Annotated in this window: 19 protein-coding genes; 8 read left to right on the forward strand and 11 right to left on the reverse strand. The window is 59.9% G+C overall.

Going from position 1 to position 25,692, the window contains the following annotated elements; all coding sequences use genetic code 11:
* Nucleotides 1–4 precede the first annotated feature (4 nt).
* Genes FHT78_RS10275 through FHT78_RS10285 form a run of 3 tightly spaced genes read right to left on the reverse strand, consistent with a single transcriptional unit; the run spans nt 5 to nt 5,217 of the window.
* The gene (locus FHT78_RS10275; RefSeq protein WP_183743505.1) at nt 5–3,016 is read right to left on the reverse strand and encodes a trifunctional glycosyltransferase/class I SAM-dependent methyltransferase/polysaccharide deacetylase; all 3,012 of its coding nucleotides are present in this window, start codon (nt 3,014–3,016) and stop codon (nt 5–7) included.
* Entirely contained in the window at nt 3,010–4,188 is a 1,179-nt protein-coding gene (locus FHT78_RS10280; protein ID WP_183743108.1) for a glycosyltransferase, read from the reverse strand. The genes FHT78_RS10275 and FHT78_RS10280 overlap by 7 nt, the downstream gene beginning before the upstream one ends.
* A gap of 39 nt (nt 4,189–4,227) precedes the next feature.
* Nucleotides 4,228–5,217: an NAD-dependent epimerase/dehydratase family protein gene (locus tag FHT78_RS10285; protein WP_183743110.1), complete on the reverse strand. Its 990-nt coding sequence runs from the start codon at nt 5,215–5,217 to the stop codon at nt 4,228–4,230.
* Between the two features lie 673 nt (nt 5,218–5,890).
* Between FHT78_RS10285 and FHT78_RS10290 the strand changes: the two genes are divergently transcribed.
* The 7 genes from FHT78_RS10290 (at nt 5,891) to FHT78_RS10320 (ending at nt 14,188) form a co-directional block, all read left to right on the forward strand.
* On the forward strand, nt 5,891–7,417 hold the full coding sequence (locus FHT78_RS10290) for an ABC transporter substrate-binding protein (RefSeq protein ID WP_183743112.1): 1,527 nt from the start codon (nt 5,891–5,893) through the stop codon (nt 7,415–7,417).
* A 78-nt stretch (nt 7,418–7,495) separates the two neighbouring features.
* The gene (locus tag FHT78_RS10295) at nt 7,496–8,437 is read left to right on the forward strand and encodes an ABC transporter permease (protein ID WP_183743114.1); all 942 of its coding nucleotides are present in this window, start codon (nt 7,496–7,498) and stop codon (nt 8,435–8,437) included.
* Nucleotides 8,437–9,306, forward strand: a complete 870-nt coding sequence (locus FHT78_RS10300; RefSeq protein WP_183743116.1) for an ABC transporter permease — start codon at nt 8,437–8,439, stop codon at nt 9,304–9,306. Before FHT78_RS10295 ends, FHT78_RS10300 begins: the two co-directional genes overlap by 1 nt.
* A complete protein-coding gene (locus FHT78_RS10305; RefSeq protein WP_183743118.1) occupies nt 9,307–10,515 on the forward strand; it encodes an amidohydrolase/deacetylase family metallohydrolase in 1,209 nt (402 codons plus the stop codon).
* A 22-nt stretch (nt 10,516–10,537) separates the two neighbouring features.
* Nucleotides 10,538–11,071, forward strand: coding sequence for a RidA family protein (locus FHT78_RS10310; protein ID WP_183743120.1), 534 nt, complete (start codon nt 10,538–10,540; stop codon nt 11,069–11,071).
* Nucleotides 11,072–11,122: 51 nt separating this feature from the next.
* Nucleotides 11,123–12,319, forward strand: coding sequence for an aminotransferase class V-fold PLP-dependent enzyme (locus FHT78_RS10315; RefSeq protein WP_183743121.1), 1,197 nt, complete (start codon nt 11,123–11,125; stop codon nt 12,317–12,319).
* A 33-nt stretch (nt 12,320–12,352) separates the two neighbouring features.
* Entirely contained in the window at nt 12,353–14,188 is a 1,836-nt protein-coding gene (locus tag FHT78_RS10320) for an ABC transporter ATP-binding protein (RefSeq protein ID WP_183743124.1), read from the forward strand.
* Nucleotides 14,189–14,256: 68 nt separating this feature from the next.
* On the opposite strand, the gene FHT78_RS10325 is transcribed toward FHT78_RS10320, so the two are convergent.
* Complete coding sequence (locus FHT78_RS10325) at nt 14,257–14,454, reverse strand: hypothetical protein (RefSeq protein WP_112545346.1); 198 nt, start codon at nt 14,452–14,454, stop codon at nt 14,257–14,259.
* Nucleotides 14,455–14,685: 231 nt separating this feature from the next.
* On the opposite strand from FHT78_RS10325, the gene FHT78_RS10330 reads away from it, so the two are divergent.
* On the forward strand, nt 14,686–15,861 hold the full coding sequence (locus FHT78_RS10330) for an adenylate/guanylate cyclase domain-containing protein (protein ID WP_183743126.1): 1,176 nt from the start codon (nt 14,686–14,688) through the stop codon (nt 15,859–15,861).
* A 157-nt stretch (nt 15,862–16,018) separates the two neighbouring features.
* Here FHT78_RS10330 and atzF read toward each other — a convergent pair whose 3' ends face one another.
* Genes atzF through FHT78_RS10365 form a run of 7 tightly spaced genes read right to left on the reverse strand, consistent with a single transcriptional unit; the run spans nt 16,019 to nt 25,619 of the window.
* Complete coding sequence (gene atzF, locus FHT78_RS10335; RefSeq protein ID WP_183743128.1) at nt 16,019–17,824, reverse strand: allophanate hydrolase; 1,806 nt, start codon at nt 17,822–17,824, stop codon at nt 16,019–16,021.
* Between the two features lie 3 nt (nt 17,825–17,827).
* Nucleotides 17,828–21,367: an urea carboxylase gene (gene uca / locus FHT78_RS10340; protein WP_183743130.1), complete on the reverse strand. Its 3,540-nt coding sequence runs from the start codon at nt 21,365–21,367 to the stop codon at nt 17,828–17,830.
* Nucleotides 21,368–21,369: 2 nt separating this feature from the next.
* Nucleotides 21,370–22,020: an urea amidolyase associated protein UAAP2 gene (locus tag FHT78_RS10345; protein WP_183743132.1), complete on the reverse strand. Its 651-nt coding sequence runs from the start codon at nt 22,018–22,020 to the stop codon at nt 21,370–21,372.
* A 10-nt stretch (nt 22,021–22,030) separates the two neighbouring features.
* Nucleotides 22,031–22,852 (reverse strand): urea amidolyase associated protein UAAP1, encoded by an 822-nt coding sequence (locus FHT78_RS10350; RefSeq protein ID WP_183743134.1) that lies wholly within the window; start codon nt 22,850–22,852, stop codon nt 22,031–22,033.
* Entirely contained in the window at nt 22,849–23,673 is an 825-nt protein-coding gene (locus tag FHT78_RS10355) for an ABC transporter ATP-binding protein (protein WP_183743136.1), read from the reverse strand. Before FHT78_RS10355 ends, FHT78_RS10350 begins: the two co-directional genes overlap by 4 nt.
* Complete coding sequence (locus FHT78_RS10360) at nt 23,670–24,488, reverse strand: ABC transporter permease subunit (protein ID WP_183743138.1); 819 nt, start codon at nt 24,486–24,488, stop codon at nt 23,670–23,672. The genes FHT78_RS10355 and FHT78_RS10360 overlap by 4 nt, the downstream gene beginning before the upstream one ends.
* 57 nt (nt 24,489–24,545) lie before the next feature.
* Complete coding sequence (locus FHT78_RS10365; protein WP_183743140.1) at nt 24,546–25,619, reverse strand: putative urea ABC transporter substrate-binding protein; 1,074 nt, start codon at nt 25,617–25,619, stop codon at nt 24,546–24,548.
* Nucleotides 25,620–25,692: the final 73 nt, after the last annotated feature.

Raw genomic sequence — 25,692 nt, forward strand, 5'->3', positions numbered from 1 at the left:
CTTGCTATCCAATGAACGCATCGGGTTGGCCCATCAGTTCCGCAAAAGCCGTAAGCGGAAGGTCGCCGCGAACTTCGAGGCGCGGCAGGAAAAGTGCAGGGTCGGAAGAGCTCACCCTTGAGGCCTTTGTCGAAAAGCCGATCTCGTAACCGGTGTGAGCGAGAATGCTGGGGACGCGGAAATCGGTGCAGCCGAAGGGAAGGGCGATTGACTTGACAGCCTCCCCTAGCTGGCTTTCCAGCGCATTACGCGATAAAGCCGCTTCGCCGAGCAACGTGGCATTGTCGAGGGAGCTTGCCGGCCTGTGCGACGCCAGATGAGATCCGAAGCAAATTCCTTGCCGGTGCAGCATCTGAATATCGGCCCAGGACATCAGCGGGGCTGGCTCCCCATAGGCGGCATCCCAATCCGACCGGCCGCCGACCTTGTCTGTCACCACGAAAACCTCCGCGCCGAACCCGTTCTCAGCCAGAATAGGGAAGGCGTCGGTGAGAAAATCGAGATAGGCGTCGTCAAAGGTCAGGACGACGGGACGTCCTTGGATGGGTTTGCCGTCGCGCAATAGAGCGGCCAGGCCCTGAGCCGTTAGAGTATAATAGCCCTCCCGCCGGAGAAACTGCATCTGCTTGCGGAAGACCTCCGGCGCAACCCGAAATCGACGGAGGGCGTCCGGCCCGTCGAGCGCAATTCTATGATACATGAGTACAGGAACCGAAGTCGTGACCTCGTTCATCCATGCCGCCCCGCGATCAACGCCGGTCGGTCCCCAGATGATGTGCTTGGCCACATCGGCATCGAGAGGGACGCCATGGGTTTCGATCCGCACGCTCGGTGTTGCAGCCTTGCGCCTTGCGAACCGATGGACCGCGTAAAGTTCGGTCTCGATCGTTTCTTCCAGCACCAGATCAGGCAGGTTCGCCAGAACCTTCTTGATCGTGCCAACGCCAAACGGGTTGTCCCAGTCGAAACCGGTTCTATCGGGTTCATCGCGACGGATATGCGCATGTGCTGTGACAAGGCAGCCGCCCGGTCTCAGGGCCGCCGCGATCTTCCGGCATACCTGTTCCAGGATCTTCTCATCGTCCATGTAGTATAGGACCTCCGAGCAGACGATCAGATCCTGCCCGGGCGGAAGTTCGCTCTCAACGAAATCCAGGACGCGAAACTCGGTGTTCTTAGAGTTCCGACATCTCTCGGATGCCCTCTCGATGGCGCGACGGGAAATATCCGTTGCCGTCAGGAAACCGACCTTCTGTGCAAGTTTTGCTGTGAATATCCCTTCCGCGCAGGCGAGCTCGAGCGCTCTATCAACCCCCTCGGGAATAAGGCTCAGTGTCTGCTCATATTTAACCTGCTCGTAGACAGAGAGGTAGTTCCACGGGTCCGGACGCTCAAAAACGCGTTCCCAATACTCCTCTTTCGTTGCAACCTCCGGCAGAACCGCCAGCATGTTTCCCTTTTCGCGAGGCGCCTCGCTCGTCTCGGCAACCGGCCCGGCGAATTTCTGCTCGGAGAATGAAAGCACCTCCAACAAGCGCGCGTCATTGTCCCCAGACACCTTCGCCGCAGAGTTGATGAGCACGTTCCGGCGTATTGCATAGGAGAGCTGATTGAGCTGCCGCCGGCGCCCCCGTCGCCGCCGGACGATTTTGCCCAGCACCCTGATGTTGCGAACGGCTTCGACTGCCCAGGAGCGCGCATAGGAAAAGGTCGACGGCGCAGGCACGTGATCTCCGGCCCACAGTTCATCGATGATGAGCCTGAGTTGAGCGCGAACAGAGAGGTCTCCCCACAGGGGGCCGACATAGGACCCCACATGTCGCCCTGCGGAAAAGACCTGCAGCAACAGCGTGTCGGCGTCGTCCACCTTGGCGACAGGCATTAGTTTGCCGGTATCGACGACAGCCACCTGCAGATGCTCAAGTATGAAGGAGCGTGACATATCCGCTGCCGAGACCGACCAGACAAAGAGTTCTTTCAGCCGCCGCCCGGTCCCGGGCAGCGAGTGCTGCTCAATCAGTCGAACAATTTCGAAAAACGCTGGTTTCCATTGCTCCTGCAGATCGAGAATATCGGCGGCATGCGCAACTGCCAGACCTGTTTGCAATCCATGCAATATCACTGCGGCGAGTAAGCCTTCATAACCCGCGGCGTTAGGAAATTCCGGAAGAAGCTCTGCTAGCGCGGCTAGATCGGCTCCCACGCACAGGTTTGCTGAAGCGGCCCAAGCGAGCATTCGCAATTGCGCGACAGCCGGTACCGTCCACGGTGCATGCTCATCGTTCGCCGACGGATTTCCATTCATGCGCAGGACCTGGGCCCTGCTTGTAACCCGGATCGTATCCCTTACCAATTTATAGGGATCGCCCGAGAGCGAACCAGCCTTCATACGATAGAAGGCAAGGCATTGGTCGACCTGCCTGAATTCAGCTCCTGCAAACGCGATGCGAAGCCAGAGATCCCAGTCCTCGCAGGTTTGCAGCTCGGTATCCATACCGCCAAGCCGGACGAAAAGGTCCTTGGGAAAAACCACTGCATGAATGGCCAGGGCGCAAAATAACGAGAATTCCCGCTTAGCCCGATCGCCCACCAGATTGGGGGGCGTCTCGATCTCCAGCATCCGACCATCCGGCGTCACACGCCGATAGCTGCAGAAGGCGATCACCGGCTGAGGGCCTTTCACGGCAACAGGCAACATGCTTTCGATGAAAGCCGGATCCAGCCAGTCGTCCGCATCGAGCATGCAGAGAAGAGGAGCGGCAGCAAACCCGGCTGCCGCGTTGCGCGCCGCAGCCGCGCCGGCATTCGCCTGACGATGGATCAGTATTCGGCTGTCCGCTTTTGCAAAGCCTTCGAGGAGATCCCAAGTCTTGTCTTTCGATCCGTCATCGATGACCACGGCCTGCCAGTTCGACACCGACTGTTTTTGCAGACTGACTAGGCAGTCGGACAGCGTATCCGCAGCGTTATAGGCGGGGATGAGGAACGATATGTCCGGCTTCGATGCGGTTACCATGCCGGCGTCTTCCAGCGGCGAAGGACATACCACGCGCCGTTCAGGCACCCCAGTATTTCGTCCCTGAGAAAGATGTTGTCCGACGTTGCTTCCTTGCGCAGCCATTTCCCGAACTTTTGAAGATAGTGTTTAGGCAACGAGACAAGGATGCGCCACAGATTACCCAGGTTTCCGGTGTTCTGATACTGGACCAGCAAGGCCGCCACGTGACCGCTCATATATTGACGTATCTGTTTGGCGAGACCCTTCATCTCCTTGCGATGGAAATGCCAGGAAACCGCCGTCGGCTCGTAGCGGCAAGTGCCGCCGTGATGGAGAAGGCGATTCCAGAACTCGGAATCTCCCGAACACCCTGCCGCACCCATGTCCAGTCGCACGTCGAACAATCCTATATCGTCGAATACCTGTCGCCGGAATGCCTGGCTTGCACCCGCGCCGATCAGCCAGGCAGGCGCCACGAATGGCGCGCTCTGGCGATAGAAGTCCGGACCGAAGTCCCGACGCTTATAGCCTCTGCCAAATCCCCAATGGGTTTCGAATATCAGCTGCGCGGGCGTGGAAAGCTCTCCGGGAAGGACAAGGCCGGTAACGCATCCAACCTCGGGCCGGTCAAAGGCCTTCATCAGGTTCTCCAGCCAACGTTCGTGCAGGACAACGTCGTCATCTGTGAACGCCAGGAACTCGGTCTTTGCCGCGCGTACGGCGGCATTGCGGGCGTAATCCAGCCCGACCCTGTTCTCGCGTACATAGGTCGCGCCGGACGCCTCCACGATGCGGCGCGTGTCATCACCGGCTGAGGCGTTGTCGACGACGATGACCTCAACCGGAGGCAGAGACTGCCTGGGGATTGACGCGAGGCATCTGGCCAGTTCATCCGGCCGATCTTTGGTGCAGATCAGGAGGCTGACGTCGCGGTTCCTGATCGGCGCCTGCATCACATTCCGAGCGTGTTGTATGGTCTCCGGCAACACGGCGCGCGCAGCCAGAGCGCCCAGGTTTTCTGATCCCTCGATATAAGCCTGGCCGACGGGAAGGCCGTCGGAGACGAAGACGACGAGGCCTGCGCCGATCACGGGAGCACTGGCACCAACAGCATCTGACAAAAGATCGACGTATCGGATAGGCACAGGAAAGACGTTGTCTTTCATGTCACTCGGTATGAGGTCCCTCATTGCTACTCTCTGCGCCAGAGGCCGGTGAACCGTTTAGCGTCATGCCTCGGCCTGCTGGCGGAAGTTCGCCTCGGCCGGCCCTGCTGCAATTTTCATGTCCTCCCTGAACCAGTTCAGAGTCTTTGCAACACCCTCCTCATAGCTGATTTTGCATGACCATTCGGGCATGACATGATTTGCATTTGTCAGGTCTGGCCGCCGGTTTGTGGGATCGTCCGGAGGTGATGGCTCAAAGACGATCGGAACACCGCCCATCAGGCGTGAGACGTATTGTGCCACTTCCAGGACCGCGATTTCCCTGTCGTTCCCGATGTTAAGCGGGCCCCTGTAATCCGTTTCGTTCATCCAGAAATAACGCGCGAATCCGTCAATGATGTCGTCGACATAGCCCCAGCTGCGAGATTGGAGGCCATCCCCGAACACCGTAATGGGCCTGCCGGTCAGGGCCTGGGCAATGAAATTGGAGACGGCTCGTCCGTCTTCCGGCCGCGTTCTCGGTCCGTATACGTTGAAGGGCCGAACGATTTTAACGTCCAGCCCCTGCGTGCGCTGCATCTCGAACAGCAAGGACTCGGTGCAGCGTTTGCTTTCGTCGTAGGAAGAGCGTGGCCCGGTGCAATCAACCTGGCCTTTATAGGATTCCGGCTGCGGCGAGACGAGCGGATCGCCATAGACTTCTGAGGACGAGGTGAAGCAGAAGCGGCCGCCTTTCTTCAGAAGGTCCAGCAGACGGAATGCTCCAATGAGATTTGCCGAAATGGTCCTCTTGGGGTCCCTCATATACCACGGCGGCGAAGCCGGAGAAGCGAGGTGATAAACTTCGTCAAACTTGTCCGAAGTTTGAAGGTCTTCCACGTCGGATCGAACGAAATGGAAGCGGGGATCTCGAATGTGGGAAATATTTGCCGCATGGCCGGTCCAAAGATTATCGACGACGACGAGCTTTTCGATGTCGGTCCGATTTAAAAGCCTGTCGCACAAATGTGATCCGAGAAAACCGGCGCCGCCTGCTACAAGCACTTTCTTCATGACTTCTCCTGCGGATCGCGTGTTGCCTATTAGAGCAGTTAGAACTGAGAAAGCTCGTCAATAACTGCGACGTTTTTCAAGAACTTAACCTTAAGATCCCTCGTTAACGAAAGTAATTATAGTAAATCGGTATCGGGAATACCTCCGTCGAATTTCCGACCCTTCATCGCGCGTGGCGCAATGATCAACGGCTGAAATGAGAAAGGCTGCCTTCGATGTTGCCGCACCCCGATCCGTGATAACAGCGCTCGCCAAGCTTAAACTCCATCTAGCAGCCGTCTTAGAGGATCGCTTTCGACGCACATACGCTGTCCTCGATTGCAAGCAACAGGGGTGTTTAGCTTTTTTGTGCGCTGCAGAACACGGACTTTAGTCTGATATGATCTACTTCATCCGAAGTAGACAGAGGCGATCAACGAACCTGAGATATGCTTTCCATACTGCGCGTAATTCATGGTTGAATCTTTCGGGAGGAGTGTTCGACTTGAACAACAAGTTTCACCCGATCCAGTTCGCTGCACCCGAAATAAAGACGTGGCTCTCCTGTTCCGACATAGGTCGGAACTCGTCTCAACAGGCGGAACCTCGTTCTCTTGACAGAACCGTTCTCGCCGTTATTCTATTATAAAAATCAAGATAACATAATTGTGGAACACTAAACCGGGAGCATGAAATGAAGACTTTTGTCGCATTCCTTCTCGGCACTGCGCTGGTCGCCTTGCCGACAACCTTAATGGCTCAGGAAAAGGGTGGCGTTATCAACGTCGCGACGATCGGCGAACCGCCGACGCTTGACCCGATGTCCTCGACTGCCGACCTCGTCGGCATCGTCACGCAGCATATTTTCGAAACACTCTACACGTTCGACAAGAAGTGGAATGTCACGCCGCTTCTGGCCGAAAGCCTGCCAGAAATCAGTGCCGACGGTAAGACCTATACAATCAAGCTTCGCACCGGCATCAAGTTCCACGATAACTCCGATATGACCTCGGAAGATGTCGTTGCCTCGCTGAACCGTTGGATGAAGATCGCCTCGCGCGGCAAGCAGGTCGCAGGCTTCATCGACTCCATCACCGCCGCCGATCCGGCGACTGTCAAGATCGCCCTGAAGCAGCCCTATGCGCCGTTGACCTCGCTGCTGGCATTCAACAACTCCGCCGCCATCATCATCCCCGCTGAAAAGCAGGATGAACCGATGAGAGAATTCATCGGCACCGGTCCCTACATGCTGAAGGAGCGCAAGGCGGACCAGTATATCCAGCTCGTCCGTTTCGACGGTTATAAATCGCGTGACGGCGAGAGTGACGGTTATGGCGGTGCCCGTCACCAGTATCTCGACGAAATCCGCTTCGTACCGGTTCCGGATCCGAACACCCGCGTCGAGGCCGCCGTTTCCGGGCAGTATGATTATGTCGACTCGATCCCGGTCGAATCCTTCGACAAGCTGAAGACATCGACCGCATCGCAGCCGGTCGTCCTGAAGCCATTCGGCTATCCGGTCTTCGTCTTCAACACGAAGGAAGGCCTTGCCAAGAATGTCGAGGTCCGCAAGGCAATCCGCCAGGCACTCAGTATGGAAGACATGCTCGCCGCCGCCTTCGGCAGCACGGATTTCTATACGCTCGATGGTGACATCTATCCAACGTCGTATGTCTGGAATACGGATGCCGGTGTCGAGGGCAATTACAATGTCGCCGATCCCGAAGGAGCCGCCGAAGCGGCGAAAAAGGCCGGCTATAATGGCGAGCCGATCCGCATTCTAACCAGCCGCCAGTATGAATTCCACTACAAGATGGCGCAGGTCGCAGCCGAATATCTGAAGGCTGCGGGCTTCGCGGTTGACCTGCAGGTCGTCGACTGGGCAACGCTGACGCAGCGCCGCACAGATCCGAAGCTCTGGGATATCTACATCACCCACAGCCCCTTCCTGCCGGAGCCGGCACTGATCGGGTCGCTGTCTCCGAGCTCGCCCGGCTGGTGGGATACGCCGGCGCGCAAGGCCGTCGTCGATGCCTTCACGTCAGAGGTCGATCCGCAGAAGCGCATTGCACTCTGGGCCGAAGTCCAGAAGGCCATGTATGACGAACTGCCCTACATGAAGATCGGCGATTTCAACGCCGTCTCGGCCAAATCGACCAAGCTTGAAGGCGTCGATCCGGCTCCGTGGCCATATTTCTGGAACGCCTCCGTCAAGAAGTAGCGCTCAATCGCAGGATATCGGCGCGCCTGCGCCGATATCCTTCTTCCATTGTGCCCGCTCGGCACCGGGACAGACTTCATGATACGTTACATTTTTCAGCGCCTGCTTGGCATGATCGTGGTGATGTTCCTCGTCGTTACGATCGTCTTCATCATCGTGCGCGTCACCCCTGGCGATCCGGCTGCCGTCATGCTCGGCCCCGATGCGACGCCGCAGGACATCGCCGATCTCAGGGCCAGCCTTGGTCTCGATCGATCGATCGGCGCGCAATACCTCTATTATATCGGCCAGTTACTGAAGGGCGATCTCGGACAGTCGATCTTCCTCAGCATGCCCGTGACGTCTGCGCTGCTCGATCGCGCCGAACCGACCTTTTTCCTAACGATCTTCTCGCTTGCTATCGCCAGCCTCATCGCGCTCCCGATCGGCATCTACGCCGCCTACCGCCGCGGCTCCTTCGTCGATCAGGCGGCAACGACGCTGGCGATGTTTGCCGCCAGCATTCCGAGCTTCTGGCTCGGCCTCATCCTGATACAGGTCTTTGCCGTTCGCTTCGGCCTGTTCCCCGTTTCCGGATATGGCGGACCGGGCTCGACATTTCTCGACCGCATGTATCACCTGACCTTGCCTGCATTCGCGCTCGGTATCGTCTCCTCGGCGCTCATCCTGCGCTTCACCCGGGCCTCGATGCTCGACGTGCTCGGCGACGACTATATCCGCACGGCACGAGCCAAGGGCCTGATCGAGCGCAGAGTTGTCCTCAAGCACGCCCTGAAGAATGCGCTGATCCCGATCCTGACCGTCCTGGGTCTTACCGCCGCCGTCCTGATCTCTGGCGCCGTCGTGACCGAGACCGTCTTTGGTCTTCCGGGCGTCGGCAATCTCGTCGTCTCGGCCGTCCTGCGTCGCGACTATCCTGTTATCCAGGGTGCGCTGCTAGTGATCGCCGCGCTCTACGTCCTGATCAATTTTGCGATCGACATGCTCTATCTGCTCGTCGACCCTAGGGTGCGCTACTGATGACGGATATTGCGATCAAGCCGGCCGAAAGCGAAGGCCGCAAATTCATCCGCCAGTTTCTAAAGCGCAAGACAGTCGCCCTTGGCTTGCTCATTCTCACAATTTTCGTGCTGCTGGCGATCCTGGCTCCATGGGTTGCACCCTATTCGCCGTCGAAGCTCTCGATCATCAACCGTCTGAAGCCGCCGAGCGGGACATATTTCTTCGGCACGGACGAGTTCGGCCGGGATGTGCTGTCGCGCACCATCTTCGCCGGTCGCTTGTCGCTGCTCGTCGGCGTCGCGGTCGTTGCCTTGTCGGCGGCGATTGGGGTCACGCTCGGCCTGCTTGCGGGCTTCTTCAAGAAACTCGACACGCCGATCGCCCGCCTGATCGATGCGATGATGGCCTTCCCGGATATCCTGCTGGCGATTGCGCTTGTCGCGGCTCTCGGCCCGTCGCTGACGACGGTCATCATTGCGCTCTCGATCGTCTATGCACCGCGTCTTGCCCGCATTGTCCGCGCCTCGACGCTGGTCATCCGCGAGTTGCCCTATGTCGAGGCGGCGCAGGCGCTAGGGATTTCGACCTTCCATATCATGACGCGCCATGTGCTGAAGAACCTGCTTTCGCCAATCCTGGTTCAGGCGACGTTCCTCTTTGCGAGCGCCATGCTCGCCGAGGCGGGTCTGTCTTTCCTCGGCCTCGGCGTCAGTCCGGAAATCCCGACCTGGGGCACGATGATTGCTGCCGGCCGGCAATATATCGGCCAGGCCGACTGGATGACGCTATTCCCCGGCGTCGCCATCATTCTCTCCGTGCTTTCGCTCCAGATGGTCGGTGACGGTCTGCGCGATATGCTCGATCCCAAACTTCGAAAGGACCTCTAAATGACCGGTGAAATAGCGGGCAAGCCGCTTCTCCTCACCAACGTAAAACCCGTCGGCTTCGGCCCTGGCACGCCCGATGGAGCAATCGACATTCTGGTCGATGCCAATGGCAAGATCGCCAAGCTCGGCCCATCCCTGGCTGCGAGCGATGACGTGATGCGCGTCGACGGCAAGGGCGCCTTCGTTTCGCCCGGCTGGGTCGACCTTCATGTTCATATCTGGCATGGCGGCACCGACATCTCGATCCGCCCGTCCGAATGCGGCGTCGAGCGTGGCGTGACAACGCTGGTCGATGCCGGCTCTGCCGGTGAAGCCAATTTTCATGGCTTCCGCGAATATATCATCGAGCCGTCGAAGGAACGGATCAAGGCCTTCCTGAACCTCGGCTCCATCGGCCTGGTCGCCTGCAATCGTGTTGCGGAACTGCGCGATATCAGGGATATCGACCTTGACCGTATCCTCGAATGCTATGCCGAAAACAGCGAGCACATCGTCGGCATCAAGGTGCGCGCCAGTCATGTGATCACCGGCTCCTGGGGTGTCACCCCCGTCAAGCTCGGCAAGAAGATCGCCAAAATCCTCAAGGTGCCGATGATGGTGCATGTCGGCGAACCGCCGGCGCTCTATGATGAGGTGCTTGAAATCCTCGGCCCCGGTGATGTCGTCACCCACTGCTTTAACGGCAAGGCCGGTTCGAGCATCATGGAGGACGAGGACCTCTTCAACCTTGCCGAACGCTGTGCGTCAGAAGGCATCCGCCTCGACATCGGCCATGGCGGCGCTTCTTTCTCCTTCAAGGTGGCGGAAGCGGCAATCGCCCGTGGCCTTCTTCCCTTCTCGATTTCCACCGACCTGCATGGTCATTCGATGAACTTCCCGGTCTGGGACTTGGCGACGACCATGTCGAAGCTGCTCTCGGTCGGCATGCCCTTCGACAAGGTGATCGATGCCGTCACCCATGCGCCGGCGTCCGTCATCAAACTATCGATGGAAAACCGCCTGAGTGTTGGTGCTGCCGCCGAGTTCACGATCTTCGATCTCATCGATTCCGACCTCGAAGCCACCGATTCCAATGGTGACGTCTCGGTTTTGAAGAAGCTCTTTGAGCCGCGCTATGCAGTGCTGGGCAACGAGGCCTTCACCTCCAGCCGTTACGTGCCGCGTGCTCGCAAGCTGGTGCGCCACAGCCACGGATATTCCTACCGATAAGACTAGAGCATAAAAGAATCGCATGATAGGAGTTTGCGTGAACCAGTCTCCCGCCACCGCCGCCCCCCCCGTTACCGCAGTTCAACCCAGCGCATCGCCGTATGAGCGACTATCAGCGCTTGGCATAGAACTTCCTGCCCCACCGCCGCCAATCGCCAATTTCGTCACCCATGTGCAGGAGGGCAACATGCTTTACCTGTCGGGGCAGGGGCCGCGCGAGGCTGATGGATTCATGCATGTCGGCAAAGTCGGCGCCGAGGTCGGCGTCGAAGCCGCCTATGCACATGCAAAACTCACCGGCATCAATCTGCTTTCCGTCATGCATGAGGCGCTCGGCGATCTCGGCCGCGTCAAGCGTGTCGTCAAACTGCTCGGCATGGTCAATGCCGTGCCGTATTTCGTCGACCATCCCTCGGTCATCAACGGCTGCTCGGATCTCCTTATCAATGTCTTCGGCGAAGAGGTTGGACAACATGCCCGCTCGGCCGTCGGCTTCGGATCGCTGCCGGGCAATATCACCGTTGAAATCGAGGCGATCGTCGCGCTCAGGGATTAATGAGGATGCGCATGATTGTTCCAGCCCAACAGATTGAAATTGGAGACACCCATGTCTGAGGACATCCGCACATCGATCGGCCTTCGCCCGGTCATCAACGTTTCCGGCACGATGACCAGCCTCGGCGCCTCGATCGTCGTTCCCGAGGCGATTGCCGCCATGTCGTCGATCCTGCCGCAGTTCGTCGAAATCAACGATCTGCAGCGCAAGGCGAGCGCCGTCATTGCGCGGTTGACCGGCGGCGAGGCCGGTTTCGTCACCGCCTCCTGCTCGGCCGGAATATCGCTCGCTGTCGCGGGCGCGATCACTGGCAATAATCTTCTCGCCATTGAGAAGCTGCCGGATGTGGTTCCGGAGAAGAATGAAGTTCTCGTCCAGATGGGTCATGTCGTCAGTTACGGCGCGCCGGTCGATCAGGCGATCCGCCTTGCCGGCGGCAAGGTCGTGCTGGTCGGTCAGGCAACCTCCACGCATCGCTTCCACATGGAACATGCGATTACCGAAAAGACCGCGGCTGCCGTCTATGTCGTTTCGCACCATGTCGTCGATTATGGTCTGCTGAATCTCAAGGAATTCGTCGAGATCGCCCATGGCAAGGGCGTTCCCGTCATCGTCGATGCGGCCTCGGAATATGATCTGAGGATATTCCTGCAGCAGGGGGCCGATGTGGTGCTCTATTCCGGTCACAAGTTCCTGGGCGGCCCGACCTCGGGCATCGTCGCCGGCGAGAAGGAGCTGGTGCGCAACGCCTTCCTGCAGAATATGGGCATCGGCCGTGGCATGAAGGTCGGCAAGGAAAGCATCTTCGGCGTCATGGCAGCACTTGAGGCCTGGGAAAAGCGCGACCACGCCGGCATCCGTGAGCGCGAAACAAGCTATCTCAAGCTCTGGAAACAGACACTCGATGGCCGCCCCGGCGTAACTGCATTGATCGAGCCGGATCCGACCAACAACCCGCTCGATCGCATGCGCGTGATCATCGATACCGAAGAAGCGCATATCACCGCCTGGGATCTCGCCGACGCGCTCGGCCGCGGTTCTCCACCGATCATCGTGCGCGACCACGAAGTCGAGCACCGCTACTTCTATCTTGATCCCTGCAATCTGCATCCGGGCCAGGAGAAGATCGTTGCCAGTCGTCTGGCCGAGGAACTCGACAAGGCACGTGCTTCCAACGAAATCATCGCGACCCCGATCGAAAACCGCAGCAAGCGTCGCTTCGAGGGCGTTCTGAAGTGGCCGGACTGATCAGAAATATCAGGATAAACTAAGGAAGCGATCATGACAGGCATCCAGGCACAATCCACCGCCAGGCCAGAGCCCGTTCTCTCCGTCCGGAAGCTGACGACATCGTTTCTGGTCGATGGCGCCTGGAAGCCGGTCGTTCGCAATGTCTCCTTCGATGTCGATCCGGGAGAGACCGTCGCCATCGTCGGCGAAAGCGGCTCCGGCAAGAGCGTGACTTCGCTGTCGATTATGCGGCTGCTGCAGGCGGATTCAAGCCGTATCGAAGGCAGGATCATACTCGGCGGGCGCGATCTTCTGGCCCTGCCGGAGGGCGAGATGCGCAAGGTCCGAGGCAATGACGTTGCGATGATCTTCCAGGAGCCGATGACGAGCCTCAATCCGCTCTTCACGATCGGTGACCAGATTTCCGAAGCGTTGCTCTGCCATCGGTCGATGTCGAAGGCCGAAGCCCGCGCCGAGACGATCCGCTTGCTCGAAAAGGTGCGCATTCCCTCGGCTACCTCGCGTTTTAACGAATATCCCCATCGCTTTTCCGGCGGCATGCGCCAGCGCGTGATGATCGCCATGGCTCTTGCCTCGCGGCCGAAGCTTTTGATCGCCGATGAGCCGACGACGGCGCTCGACGTGACGATCCAGGGCCAGATCCTCGATCTGATCAAAATGCTGCAGGAGGAAGAGGGGACCTCGGTTCTCTTTATCACACATGACATGGGTGTCGTGGCCGAGATCGCCGACCGAACCGTCGTCATGTATCGCGGCGAACAGGTGGAGACGGGAGCGACCGCCGATATCTTCCATCGCGGCAAACATCCCTATACCAGAGCGCTTCTGTCGGCGGTGCCGGTGCTCGGTTCCATGCAGGGTTACGAGCGGCCGCTACGATTTCCTGTCGTCAATACGGCAACAGGAGAATCAGACATTCCGGTCGAGACCGCCGATACGGTCGCCGCGGCTGCCCGCCCGGTGCTCGAGGTGAAGAACCTCACCAAACGCTTCGACATTCATTCCGGCATGTTCGGCAAGTTGACCGGCCGCATCCATGCGGTCGAAAACGTCTCCTTCGACCTTCATGCCGGCGAGACACTGTCGCTCGTCGGCGAGTCCGGCTGCGGCAAATCAACGACCGGGCGTGCGATCATGCGCTTGATCGATGCTCAGAGCGGTTCCGTCATCGCCGACGGCAAGGATGTGCTGGCGCTCGATAAGGCGGGCATGCGCGAGGTCCGCAAGACCGTGCAGATGATCTTCCAGGATCCATTTGCCAGCCTCAATCCGCGCATTCGCGTCGGCGACGCCATTGCCGAGCCTTATCTGGAACATAGAATGGGAACGGCAAAGCAGGCAAAGGAACGCGTCTCAGACCTCCTCATCAAAGTCGGCCTGACGCCCGACATGGCCTCACGCTTCCCGCATGAATTTTCCGGCGGTCAGCGCCAGCGCATCTGTATTGCGCGTGCGCTTGCATTGGAACCCAAGGTCATCGTAGCAGATGAAAGCGTGTCGGCTCTCGACGTGTCGATCAAGGCGCAGGTCATCAATCTGATGCTGGACTTGCAGCAGAGCCTCAACCTTGCGTTCTTGTTTATTTCTCACGACATGGCCGTCGTCGAGCGTGTCAGCCATCGCGTTGCCGTCATGTATCTAGGCGAAATCGTCGAAATCGGCCCGCGCGCTGCCGTCTTCGGCGACCCGCAGCATGCCTACACCAGGAAGCTGATGTCAGCCGTCCCCGTTCCCGATCCCGAGCGACGCCGCGAGAAGCGGGCTGTCGCCAACGACGAGATCAAGAGCCCAATCCGGCCCGTCGATTACAAGATCAAGCCCCTTGAGTATCGCGAGGTATCGCCGGGCCATCTGGTCGCAGTCTGATGACGCCGGCCAACCGTGGCTGTTGGCTTTCGCTGCCACGAACTGCAAACTGTCGGCGCTAGGAACACTCAGTGCTTCGTATCGTCGGCTCGAAGCTGGTCGATCGCGTCAAGCGCTTCGTCTGCCGTCCAACCGGCGCGCAATGCCGCAGCAACGAGCCGAACCTCCGCCTCCATTTCAAGCCTTAGATACAGTCCCTCAAGGGCCTCTTTGGCCGTAACCACGTGATCGTCATGCGGCACAACTTCAGCAATCCGTGCGGTCATAGACACATTCCTTTTCTTCCTCGAAGTGGGGTTGTGCTTCTTGTTAGAGCGATAACAGGTTTTTGTGCGTCCCAGAGGGAAGATACGCAGCAGCGCCGGTTTTGTTCCATCGACCATTGCGAGCGTTGAAGATTTGCAACGGCGCTTATCTGCTGCTGCGATGGACCGCGGACGAAATTGCGGTAGAACGACAGACCTCCATCAAATCCGGAGGCCGGAGGGACCGTGACAATGCCGCGATTGCAAGACCTGATAGACTGGATCATTGCCGAAGGACTATCGGCGGATACCATTGAGACGCTTTTGCTGGGCGTCGCGGAACGACTGACGGAACTCGGATGTCCAATCCTTCGTGCATCGATCGCGATGCCGTCGATCGATCCTCTGCAGCGGGGGATTTCGGTTGCCTGGTATCGTTCTTCCGGTTTCTCGACAGAGGTTCAAGGGCATGATGAAGCGGGTCAGGAATTGTTCCGGCGCTCTCCCATCTCCTACCTCCTGGAAAACAATCAGCAATATGCGCGTTGGCGATTGCCGCCGGGACCGGATGCTCCGCCGATTCCACTCTTGACCGAGCTGGCGGAACTCGGAGCTACCGATTATCTGATGAGGCTTGTTCCGTTCCCCGGCGATACGAGGTTGGCGGGCGTTAGTTTCTCAATCGCCGTTGATGATCCCGACGGCTTTTCGAACAGTCTGATTGCCGATCTGGAGAGGTTGGTGCCGGCGCTCTCACTCGCCTGTTGCCGCATCGCGACCACGCGGATTGCGAGGGATGTCCTGGCTGTCTATACGGGCACAAGGACCAGCGAACATATCCTCAGCGGTCATATCAGGCGCGGCGACGGTACGGCGGTTTATGCCGCGATCCTTCTTGCCGATCTCAAGAACTTCACGTCGCTCAATGAAAAGCATCAGCCCGAACGCATCGTCGCCTGGCTCAACGAGCACTTCGAAGCGATTGGCGCTCCGGTCGAACAGGAAGGCGGCGAGATCCTGAAGTTCATGGGCGACAGTCTGCTTGCCATCTTCCCTACCGACATCGACAACCCGGCTGAGGCGTGCTGGCGCGCGCTATCGGCGGCCCGAACTGCCGTGGATGCCAATGCCGATGTCAACCGCGGGCGAGCAGAAGCGGGAGAGCCGGAGCTTCTCGTTGACATCGTCCTGCATGTCGGCGAAGTGTTCTATGGGAACGTCGGCGCGGCCCGCCGCCTTGATTTCACTGCCATCGGCAGAGCGGTCAACGAGGCGGCACGCATGGAGAAGCTGGCCGACGATATCGGCCACAGCCTGCTGGCATCCGCCGATTTCGTCTTGCAGGCGCCAGGCCGTTTCGAGAAAGCCGGCATATTTCCGCTCAAAGGTGTTGCTCGTCCTGCCGCAATTTACGCCTGGCCGAATTGATCATTGGGCCCGGCCATCCGATTCTGCGCGGCCGCCGGCCGGCGGTCCATCATTATCGCGATCGGTGAAATGAATCGGTTGTGCATGTAGCGCGCTCGCGCGCGCCACCAGTCCATTCATCAGCAGCCGAAGTATGAATCTCACCGCCGCCTCCGGTTCAGACAACAGATATGCTGCGTATATAGCCTCGCCAGCCGCCAAGTGCCGTGATCTCTTCTGCGCCCTTTACAGCATGGGCTTCGCAGAGGAAGCACGATACGCTGGAGCCATCCTCCAGCGTGACCTTGCCGATGCCGAGCGGGGCAGGGATCTTGGCAACGAAACGGCCGAATCCATCAGGTGGCAGCGCCCAGACCTCAATCTCCACTCCATGCCCGTCATGCCCCGGTTCACGGAGGAGACCGGGCTTCTGCGGGATGGTATTCGGGAGCAGGAAGAGGCGATAATCGCCTGCAGTGCGGCACGTCCTTACCAACTTGCCGCCCAATGTCGTCAGCTCGTGATTGAGCGGCATGCCAGTCAGATGCGCGCCGACCACGGCGATGGCGACAGTATCGTCTGAGAGCGAAGCGACACGGCTCTGCTCGGGGATAGCCGCAGCGCGGTCGATGCCCATGCCGGCTGCGGCTGCGCGATGCAGCGCATCGGCAAGAGGGGCCAGCGCATCGTCGGTGAAAGCCGGCGCAATCAGCGTCACGCCACCGGGCAGACCATTAGTACCGAAGCCGGCGGGAACGGCGATGGCCGCGCAATCGAGCAGATTGACGAAGTTCGTGTAGCGGCCAAGCCGGCCGTTGAGCACGATCGGGTCGGCGAGCATATCTGCAACCTTATAAGTCGTCGGTGCTGTCGGCAGCAGCAGCAGATCGGCCTTTGCCCATTCGCCTTCGGTTTTGCGCCTGAGATCTTCGAGCTTGTAACGGCCATTGAAGGCTTCGACGGCAGTCTTGCCTTTCGCGCCTTCGATTATCTTGCGAACCGTGGGATCGAAATCGGCGGCATTACTCGACAGGAAATCTTCGACGGCTGCCAGACGCTCGGCAACCCATGGGCCGTCATAGAGGAGAGAAGCCGCCTCACGGAAGGGCGCATAATCGAAGGGAACGATCGTCGCGCCGAGCTCTTCGGCCCGCTCGATTGCCTGATCGTAGAGTGCTTCGACATTGGCATCGCCGAAGAACTCGCGTTCCGCACCCGCGAGAACGCCGACGCGCAGGCCCGCGACCGGAAGGGAAGCCGGCTTGCCACGCCTGGAAAACGCGTCGGCCGCATCGAAGCCCTCGGCAACCTTGCGGATTGAGACGCCGTCGCCGACAGTCGCGGCAAAGATGGTGATGCAGTCGACGCTCTTGCAGGCCGGTACGGCGCCGGTATTTGACAGCAGTCCTGGTGTCGGCTTGATGCCGACGAGATTGTTGAAAGCAGCCGGCACGCGGCCCGAACCGGCCGTATCCGTGCCGAGGGCGAAGGTGGCGAGGCCGGAGGCCACCGTCACCGCAGAACCGGAGCTTGAGCCGCCCGAAATATAGTCGGCATCGAAGACCGAGCGCGGCGCCCCGTAGGGTGAGCGCGTACCGTTGAGGCCGGTCGCGAACTGGTCGAGATTGGTCTTGCCGATCACGATCGCACCTGCCGCCCGCAGCCGTGCAACGACAGTTGCGTCCTTCCCGGGATTATAAGCGAAAGCCGGGCAGGCGGCTGTCGTCGGTAGTCCCGCCACGTCGATATTGTCTTTCACCGCGAAAGGAATACCCCAGAGCGGCAGGCTGTTCGGCTCGGGGGCACGTTCCATCAGAGATCGTGCTTCAGCCCGCAATGTATCCTCGGGCGTCGGCGTGATGAAGATTGCCGGATCCTTCGAGGCGGCACGACGCGCAATGACGGTCTCGATCACATCGAGCGGGCTTAGGCCGGCCTCATAGACTGCGCGAAGGCCTGTCAGATCAAGAATGGTCGGCAGCATGGTTCAGCATTCCTCCAGAACAACAATGATATCGCCCGCTTTGACATTTCGTCCGGGGCCGGCACGCAGGTCACGAACGCGGCCCGGCGCATGTGCAGTGACGTTGATTTCCATTTTCATGGATTCGATGATGGCAAGTGTGTCGCCGGCCGCAACCGGTGCGCCCGGCTCGACCAGCAGTTTCCAGATATTGCCGGGCACGGCGCTGGCAACGCCGAAGCAGCCTTCAGGAATATCTCCGTCAGGGCTTTCACCGGCGCCTTCGTCGGTGACGAAGCTGTCGAGTCCTGCCTCCTTCCAGCGCTGGCGCTCAGCGTCGAAGGCCGCCTGTTGGCTTGCCTTGAAGGTTCCGATCGAGGCGGCACTGACCTGCAACTCCCTCTCATAAGCGGCATAGGAGAATTCCGTTTCCTCGATCCTCACCGGATAGCCGCCATGCGGGAAGGCACTGCGCGCCTCCGTGAGCTCCTGGTGGCTGACGGGAAAGAAGCGGATCTGATCGAAGAAGTTCAGCAGCCAGGGCTTGCCCCTGGCAAAGACCGGTGTCTGCCGCCAGGTGTTCCACACCTGGATGGTGCGGCCGAAAAGCTGATAACCGCCGGGACCTTCCATGCCGTAGATGCACATATAGGCGCCACCGATGCCGACGGCGTTTTCCGGCGTCCATGTGCGAGCCGGGTTATATTTCGTCGTCACCAGCCTATGGCGCGGATCGATCGGGGTCGCGACCGGAGCGCCGAGATAGACGTCACCGAGGCCGAGCACGAGATAGCTCGCATCGAAGACGACGTCGCGCACCGCCTGCTCATCCGCCAGCCCGTTGATACGGCGAATGAATTCGATATTGGACGGGCACCAGGGCGCATTCGGCCGCACGAGTTCCTGATACTTGCGCATGGCAAGTTCCGCATCCGGATCGTTCCAGGAAAGCGGCAGATGCACGATGCGGCTCGGTACTTTGACGTCCTGGACCGCCGGCAGGCTCGCCTCGATCTCGGCCAGTAGGCCAAGCAGGCGTTTACGGGTCAATGCCTTACCGTCATAGTGTATCTGCAGCGAGCGGATGCCGGGTGTGAGATCGATGATTCCGGGCAGGCGCGCCTGCGAGACGGCCTGCATCAAGAGATGCACCCTGAGCCGCAGGGCGAAATCCAGCGTCATCGGCCCATATTCCACCAGCAGATTGTCATCACCCTGGCGGCGGTAGACGACCGAGACTGGTCCGTCATTGCTCTTGCCGATAACAGGCGAGCCCGCTTCCTCCTTTGCCCGATGCACCGCTGGACCGGCAATCGGGTCTTCAGGACGTGCGACCGGATGGAATCGGATGCGATCACCCGGCTTGAACTGACCCATTTTCCATTGCTCGTCGCGAGCGATCACTGCCGGGCAGACGAAGCCGCCGAGGCTCGGTCCGTCTGGCCCGAGGATGATCGGCATGTCGCCGGTGAAATCGATCGCGCCGATCGCATAGGCATTGTCATGCAGATTGGAGGGGTGAAGGCCGGCTTCGCCGCCATCGCTGCGCGCCCATTTCGGTGCGGGACCGATCAGGCGCACTCCCGTGCGGGCACTGTTGAAATGTATCTCGTAATTCGTGGAAAATAGCGTCTCGATATCGCCTTCCTGGAAGAAATCAGGTGCGCCATGCGGACCATAGACGACACCGACGTCCCAATCGCGCGTCAGATGCGCCGGCTCTATCGCCGGCTTAGGCGGCTGGGCTGCGGCCTGACGGGCAAGATGCAACACATGGCCTGTCTTCAGCGCACCGGTAGCGTTGCCGCCGAACTGGCCAAGCCCGAAGGTGGCGCGTGAGCCGAGAACGACAGGAGCGGCAAACCCGCCTGCCACAGCAAGGTAGGCCCGCTGCCCCGGACCATCGATGCTGCCGATCGAAAGGGTCTGGCCTGCACGAATGGTGGCCGGCGCATCATGGCGCAGTTTTACGCCATCGACACTCATCGCCATTCTGGCGCCGGCAAGTGCGACCACCGTGTCCGTATAGAATTTCAGCACCGGGCCGGACACCGTCAGCTCCAGCGTCGTGACTGTATCATCATTGCCGACGAGACGATTGGCGTGGCGAAAGGAGCGTTCGTCCATCGGACCGCTCGGTGGTACGCCGACATGCCAGAGGCCAAGCCGGCCTGGCAGTTCCTGAATGGTCGATTGCGCGCCGGGTGCGATCACCTCGATCACATCGGGCACGAAGGAAAAGTCCCGCAACGCTGTCGTCACCATCTTGCCGCTGGCGAGAAGGTCTGAGCCGGCGATGGCGCGAAGATAATCCAGATTGGTCTCGATGCCTGATATCGACGTTCCCGAGAGTGCTGCCTTTAGCTTCTCGATTGCCGCCGGACGATCCTCGGCCGACACGATCAGCTTGGCGAGCATTGGATCATAGAAAGGCGTCACCTCTGTGCCGGTCTCGATCCAGCTGTCGACGCGTACATCTTCGGGAAAGACAACCTCCGTCAGTAGACCGGCGCTCGGGCGGAAGTCTGCATGCGGCATCTCGGCATAGACGCGCACTTCGATCGCTGCCCCCTCCGGCCGCAGCGCCTCTGTGCCCGAAAGCACGTCCTCGCCGGCGGCCTGGCGGATCATCCATTCGACCAGGTCGATGCCGAACACGGCTTCCGTAACAGGATGTTCGACCTGCAGGCGGGTGTTCACCTCAAGGAAATAGAATTCCTCACGTCCGGGATCATAGATGAATTCGACGGTACCGGCGGATTCGTAGGAGACGGCCGAGCCGAGATCCGAGGCCGCCTTGTGCAGGCGGGCGCGGGTTGCAGCCGAAAGACCGGGGGCAGGGGTCTCCTCGACGACCTTCTGGTTCCGCCGCTGCAGCGAGCAATCGCGCTCACCGAGCGCAACGACCTTGCCTTTGCCATTGCCGAAGATCTGCACTTCAACATGCCGTGCCTTGGCCACGAAACGCTCGATGTAGACGCGCGCATCGCCAAAGCTTGCCCGCGCGGTCCGCTGCACGCTTTCGAACGATGCCTTCAGGCTTTCGGCGTCGGCGCAGAGCTGCATGCCGATGCCGCCGCCGCCGGCTGTGCTTTTAAGCATGACAGGATAGCCGATCGTTTCGGCGGCAGCGAGCGCTTCATCGGCGCTTGAAAGTAAGGTGGTGCCGGGGAGCAGTGGCACGCCGTTCACCTTGGCAAGTTCGCGAGCGGTATGTTTCAGGCCGAAGGCCGAGAGGTGTTCGGGACGGGGGCCAATGAAGGCGATGCCCTCGGCGGCAAGCCGTTCGGCAAAACCGATATTTTCCGACAGGAAGCCGTAGCCGGGATGAACGGCCTCGGCTCCAGTCGCCTTGCAGGCGGCGATGACGGCCTCGGCATTGAGATAGCTTTCGCTCGCCGGCGCCGGCCCAAGACGGACGGCTTCATCCGCCATCAGCGTGGGCCTGGCGAAACGGTCGGCATCGGAATAGACGGCGACGGACGCAATCCCCATTCGTCGCAGTGTCTTGATGACCCGAATGGCGATTTCGCCCCGGTTGGCAATCAGGACTTTCTTGAACATGATCAGGCCTCGCCATCCCAGATCAGCACCAGGATCGGCGTCGGGTCGAAGCCATTACAAGGGTTGTTGATCTGCGGGCAGTTGGAGATGACGCAGAGGACGTCCATCTCGGCGACAAGTTCGACATGGTCGCCCGGTGCGGAAATGCCGTCCACGATGGTCATCTCGCCATTCGGCTTGATCGGCACGTTCATGAAGAAGTTGATGTTCGGCACGATATCGCGCTTGCTCATGCCGTGCTTGCTGACTTCGAGCACGAAATTGTCGCGGCAGGCGTGGAGATATTTGGTGCCATGCCCGAAGCGCACAGTATTGCTCTCGCAGGAGCAGGCGCCGGCGGACGTATCATGGCGGCCGCAGCTGTCGGCCGTCATGGTCAGCATGACATTGCCCTCGTTCGACATAATCTTCGTGCCGATGCCGATATAGGCGGCGCCCTGCATGCGCATTGTATCCTGATTGGAATAGCGCTCGGAGAAGTCATCGGCACGGTAAAACAGCGTGTCGATCGCCTGCTGGCCATAGCTGTCCTCGATGCGGATCGTCTGGCCCTTGCGCACGATGCCGGACCACGGGGCTTCTGCTGCAATGAGATGATCCTGGGCGGCATTCTGCAGGCTGCGAGCAGGGGAGGTCTGGATGAAATCGGACATCGGTCTCTCCTCAGGCCTGCATCAGGGCGTTGTTTTCGAAACCGCGCACAGCTTCGGCGGTTGCCGTGCGGCAAAGATCATCCTTGGTCGGAGCCGCCGCCTTGTAGCGGGTGATGACAACGGGCTTGGGCTGGTAGGCGGGATCAGGATCGAGCGGATGCGGGCAATTGGAGAAGCCGACCAGCATGTCCATCTCGGCGCGCAGTTCCACATAATCGCCACTATTGGAACGTTTCCCCTGCCAGGCGAAACCGCCGGCCTCGGCAAGGCGCACCGGCGCAAAGAGGTTGAGGATAGCAGGAATATCGCGACGGTCGAGGCCGAGCTTGACGGCAACGAGGATAAGGTTGTCCCGGGTGTTGCGGGTCTTTTCGTCGGGATATTTCGCCGCGTTCGAGGCTGCCGTCGAGCCTCCCGTCAGGCAGTCGTGTGCGCCGGAACTATCCTCAATCATCGAGAACATAACGCGGCCCATGTCGGAAAAAATCACACGTCCCTTGCCGAGCGCCGTCGTCCACTGAACCTTGGCCGTATCGACAAGGTTGATCCGCTCGCTCGTATCGGTGGCATTCCAGGCGACGAGCGCCACCGTTGAATTGCCCTCGGCCTGATCGACCCGGATCGCCTCGCCGCGCTGAAGTTTGGTGGACCAGTACCAGCCGCCGGGAATGGTTTCCTGATGGATGACCGCGGCGGCTTCGATCGCCGGCGCCGGCAGCGCGCTTGGGCCGGGCAAGGCCTTGGGCGCGAATTCCAGACCCTTCTTCTGATGCTCTTCGTAGCGCGCGCGATTGGCGGCGATCTCTTCGGGCGAGCGTCTCACATGCATCATAGCATCTCTCCTGATGGTGCCAAGTCGTCCCGGCCATGCCCCAGGGAAGCGACCGGGCCGTCCCGGTCGGGGCTGAAAATCGATGACTGGCCGGCAAGGCGCGGCGGCCAGATGGAAATGTCCTTGGTGATAGTGGCGCCGTAGCGCTCTTTCTCTTCGGGCCGGTCGCGGCGGCGTTCGAAGGCGACGACGCGGCTTGCGAGCGTGAAGGCCTCGCGCATGTCATGCGTGACCATGACGACGGTCATCTGCGTTTCGTGCCAGAGCCGCTTCATCAACGTGTGGATCTCTGCGCGGATGCCGGGGTCGAGTGCGCCGAAAGGTTCGTCGAGCAGCAGCACCTTCGGCTTCATGATGAGCGCTTGGGCGAGCGCCAAGCGCTGCTGCATGCCGCCGGAAAGCTGCGCCGGAAATTTGCTCTCCGAACCGGCAAGCCCGACCTCGGCAATCAGCTGACGTGCTTCCTCGATGGCACTGCGGCGAGCTGCGCCGAAGAGCTTGGCCTTGTAGCGCGCCGCGGACAATTCCTTGCCGAGCAGCACATTGCCGAGCACCGTCAGATGCGGAAAGACGGAATAGCGCTGATAGACGACGCCACGATCCGGTCCCGGTTCCGGCGGCAGCGGCTCGCCGTCGAGCAGGATCTTGCCTTTCGTCGGTTGCTCCTGGCCGAGCAGCATACGCAGGAAGGTGGTCTTGCCGCAGCCGGACGGGCCGACGAGGGCGACGAAGGCGCGGGAGGCGACGGTCAGCGACACGTCCTCGAGCACGATCTGGTCGCCATATTCCTTCCAGACTTTTTCGATCTTCAACTCGCTCATACCTGCTTCTCCAGTTCCGACCAGGGGAAGACGGCAATGCGCAGGCGATCGAGCAGTGCATTCATGACCACGGCAAGCAGCGTGATCCAGACGACATAGGGGAAGATGATGTCCATCGAGAGATAGCGGCGGACGAGGAAGATGCGGTAGCCGAGACCGGAATCCGAGGAGATCGCTTCAGCCGCAATCAGGAACAGCCAGGCTGGGCCGAGCTGGAGTCTCAGGCAGGTGATCAGACGCGGCAGGATCTGCGGCAGCACGACCCGCAGGCCGATCTGCCAGGAGGAGCCGCCAAGCGTCTCTGCCTTGACGATCTGCTCGCGCGGCAGTTCCAGTGCCTTCAGTGCCAGGTCGCGGATCATCGTCGGCGCGACACCGATGACGATGAGGGCGATCTTCGAGGTTTCGCCAAGCCCCATGACTATGAAGAGGATCGGCAGCAGCGCCAGCGGCGGAACCATGGAGATTGCGGCAACGAAAGGGGCAAGCAGCACCCTCAGATAGGGCAGCATGCCGATCAACATGCCAACTGCGAGCGCGATGGCCGTGGAGATGCCGAGGCCGGAAAGCAGGCGGATCAGGCTCGCGCCCGTGTCCGACCAGAGCAGAAATTCGCCGGTACGCTGGTCGGCGACGAACGCCAGACGGTTGATCGCATCAGCAAAGCCGGTAAGGCTTGGCAGAAGCTTGTCATTGGCGTTTTCCGCCAGTCGTGCGGCCGAGCCGAAGGCATAGGCTACAACGAGCAGCACGAAGGGCAGCAGCATCAGGGCAAATTGCGCGCCCCGGCTCGGCCTCGTGTTGATCCAACGCATGGGAAATGCTCCGCTGGTGAAGGGACGGGACGCGGCTAAGCCGCGCCGCCATTGCGATCAGAGCGAACCGTCGGCGGCTGCCTTCATGTAGGTCTCGGTGAAACGCAGCTTCACATTGCCCGTATCGCCCAGCACCTTGCCGTCGGGCATTTCGATGCCAATGACGTTCGCAGAGGGCGCGCCGTTGCCGAGCAGGCCCTTCTCGAAGAGGAAGTTACGAACCAGATCCATGGTCTTCGGCAGGTTCGGCGACGCGGTGAAGGCAACGGCATCGGCCGGCTTGTCGAAGAGCTTGGTGGCGGCAAGCTGGGCTTCAAAACCGGCGAGATCGGTGCCCGAAGCGGACCCCATTGCTTCACGGGCTGCCTTGCCCTCGGCAGTATCGGCACGCAGAAGAGCGGCTGTCTCGTACCAGATGCCGGCCAGCGCCTTGCCGAAGTTCGGATTGTCCTTGAGTACGCCGCTATTGGCGACCATCAGGTCGATGATTTCGCCCGGCACCTGCGAACTGTCGAAAACTTTCTTTGCCGTGGGATCTTCGAGGATGGTGGAGACCAGCGGGTTCCAGGTGACGACGGCGGTGACATCTGATGTCTTGTAGGCCGCAACCATATCGGCGTCCGACGTGTTGACTACCTTCACGTCACGCTCGGCCAGTTTGATGCTTTCGAGCGCGCGGGCCAGCAGATAGTGCGAGACGGAGAATTCGACGAGATTAACGTTCTGGCCCTTGATATCGGCAAGGCTCGCCTTGTCCTTCAGGATGACGGCGTCATTGCCGTTCGAGAAGTCACCCACGATCACAGCCGTCGTGTCGACGCCGCCGGCAGCCGGAATCGACAAGCCATCCATGTTGGTCAGCGTTACTGCGTCGAAGGCGCCTGCCGTGTACTGGTTCATCGATTCCACGTAGTCGTTGAACTGCGTGACATCGATCTTGATGCCGTATTTGTCGGCCCATTTCTTGACGATGCCGTGGTCAGCCGCATAGCCCCAGGGCATCCAGCCGACATAGATGGACCAGGCGACCTTGAATTCGGTCTTCTGCTCGGCCTTGGCGATGGAGCTGAAACCCAAGGCCAGCGAGGCGGAAAGCGCGGTGATGGAAAGGATCTTCGAAAAAGTCTGCATTGAAATTCCCCTTTTGCTTTTCTCAAAAGGGATCGGCAATGACCATCGTGCCGCCAATCCCTTGGCTTACGAG

Source organism: Rhizobium sp. BK196 (genome assembly GCF_014193255.1).
Classification (GTDB): domain Bacteria; phylum Pseudomonadota; class Alphaproteobacteria; order Rhizobiales; family Rhizobiaceae; genus Rhizobium.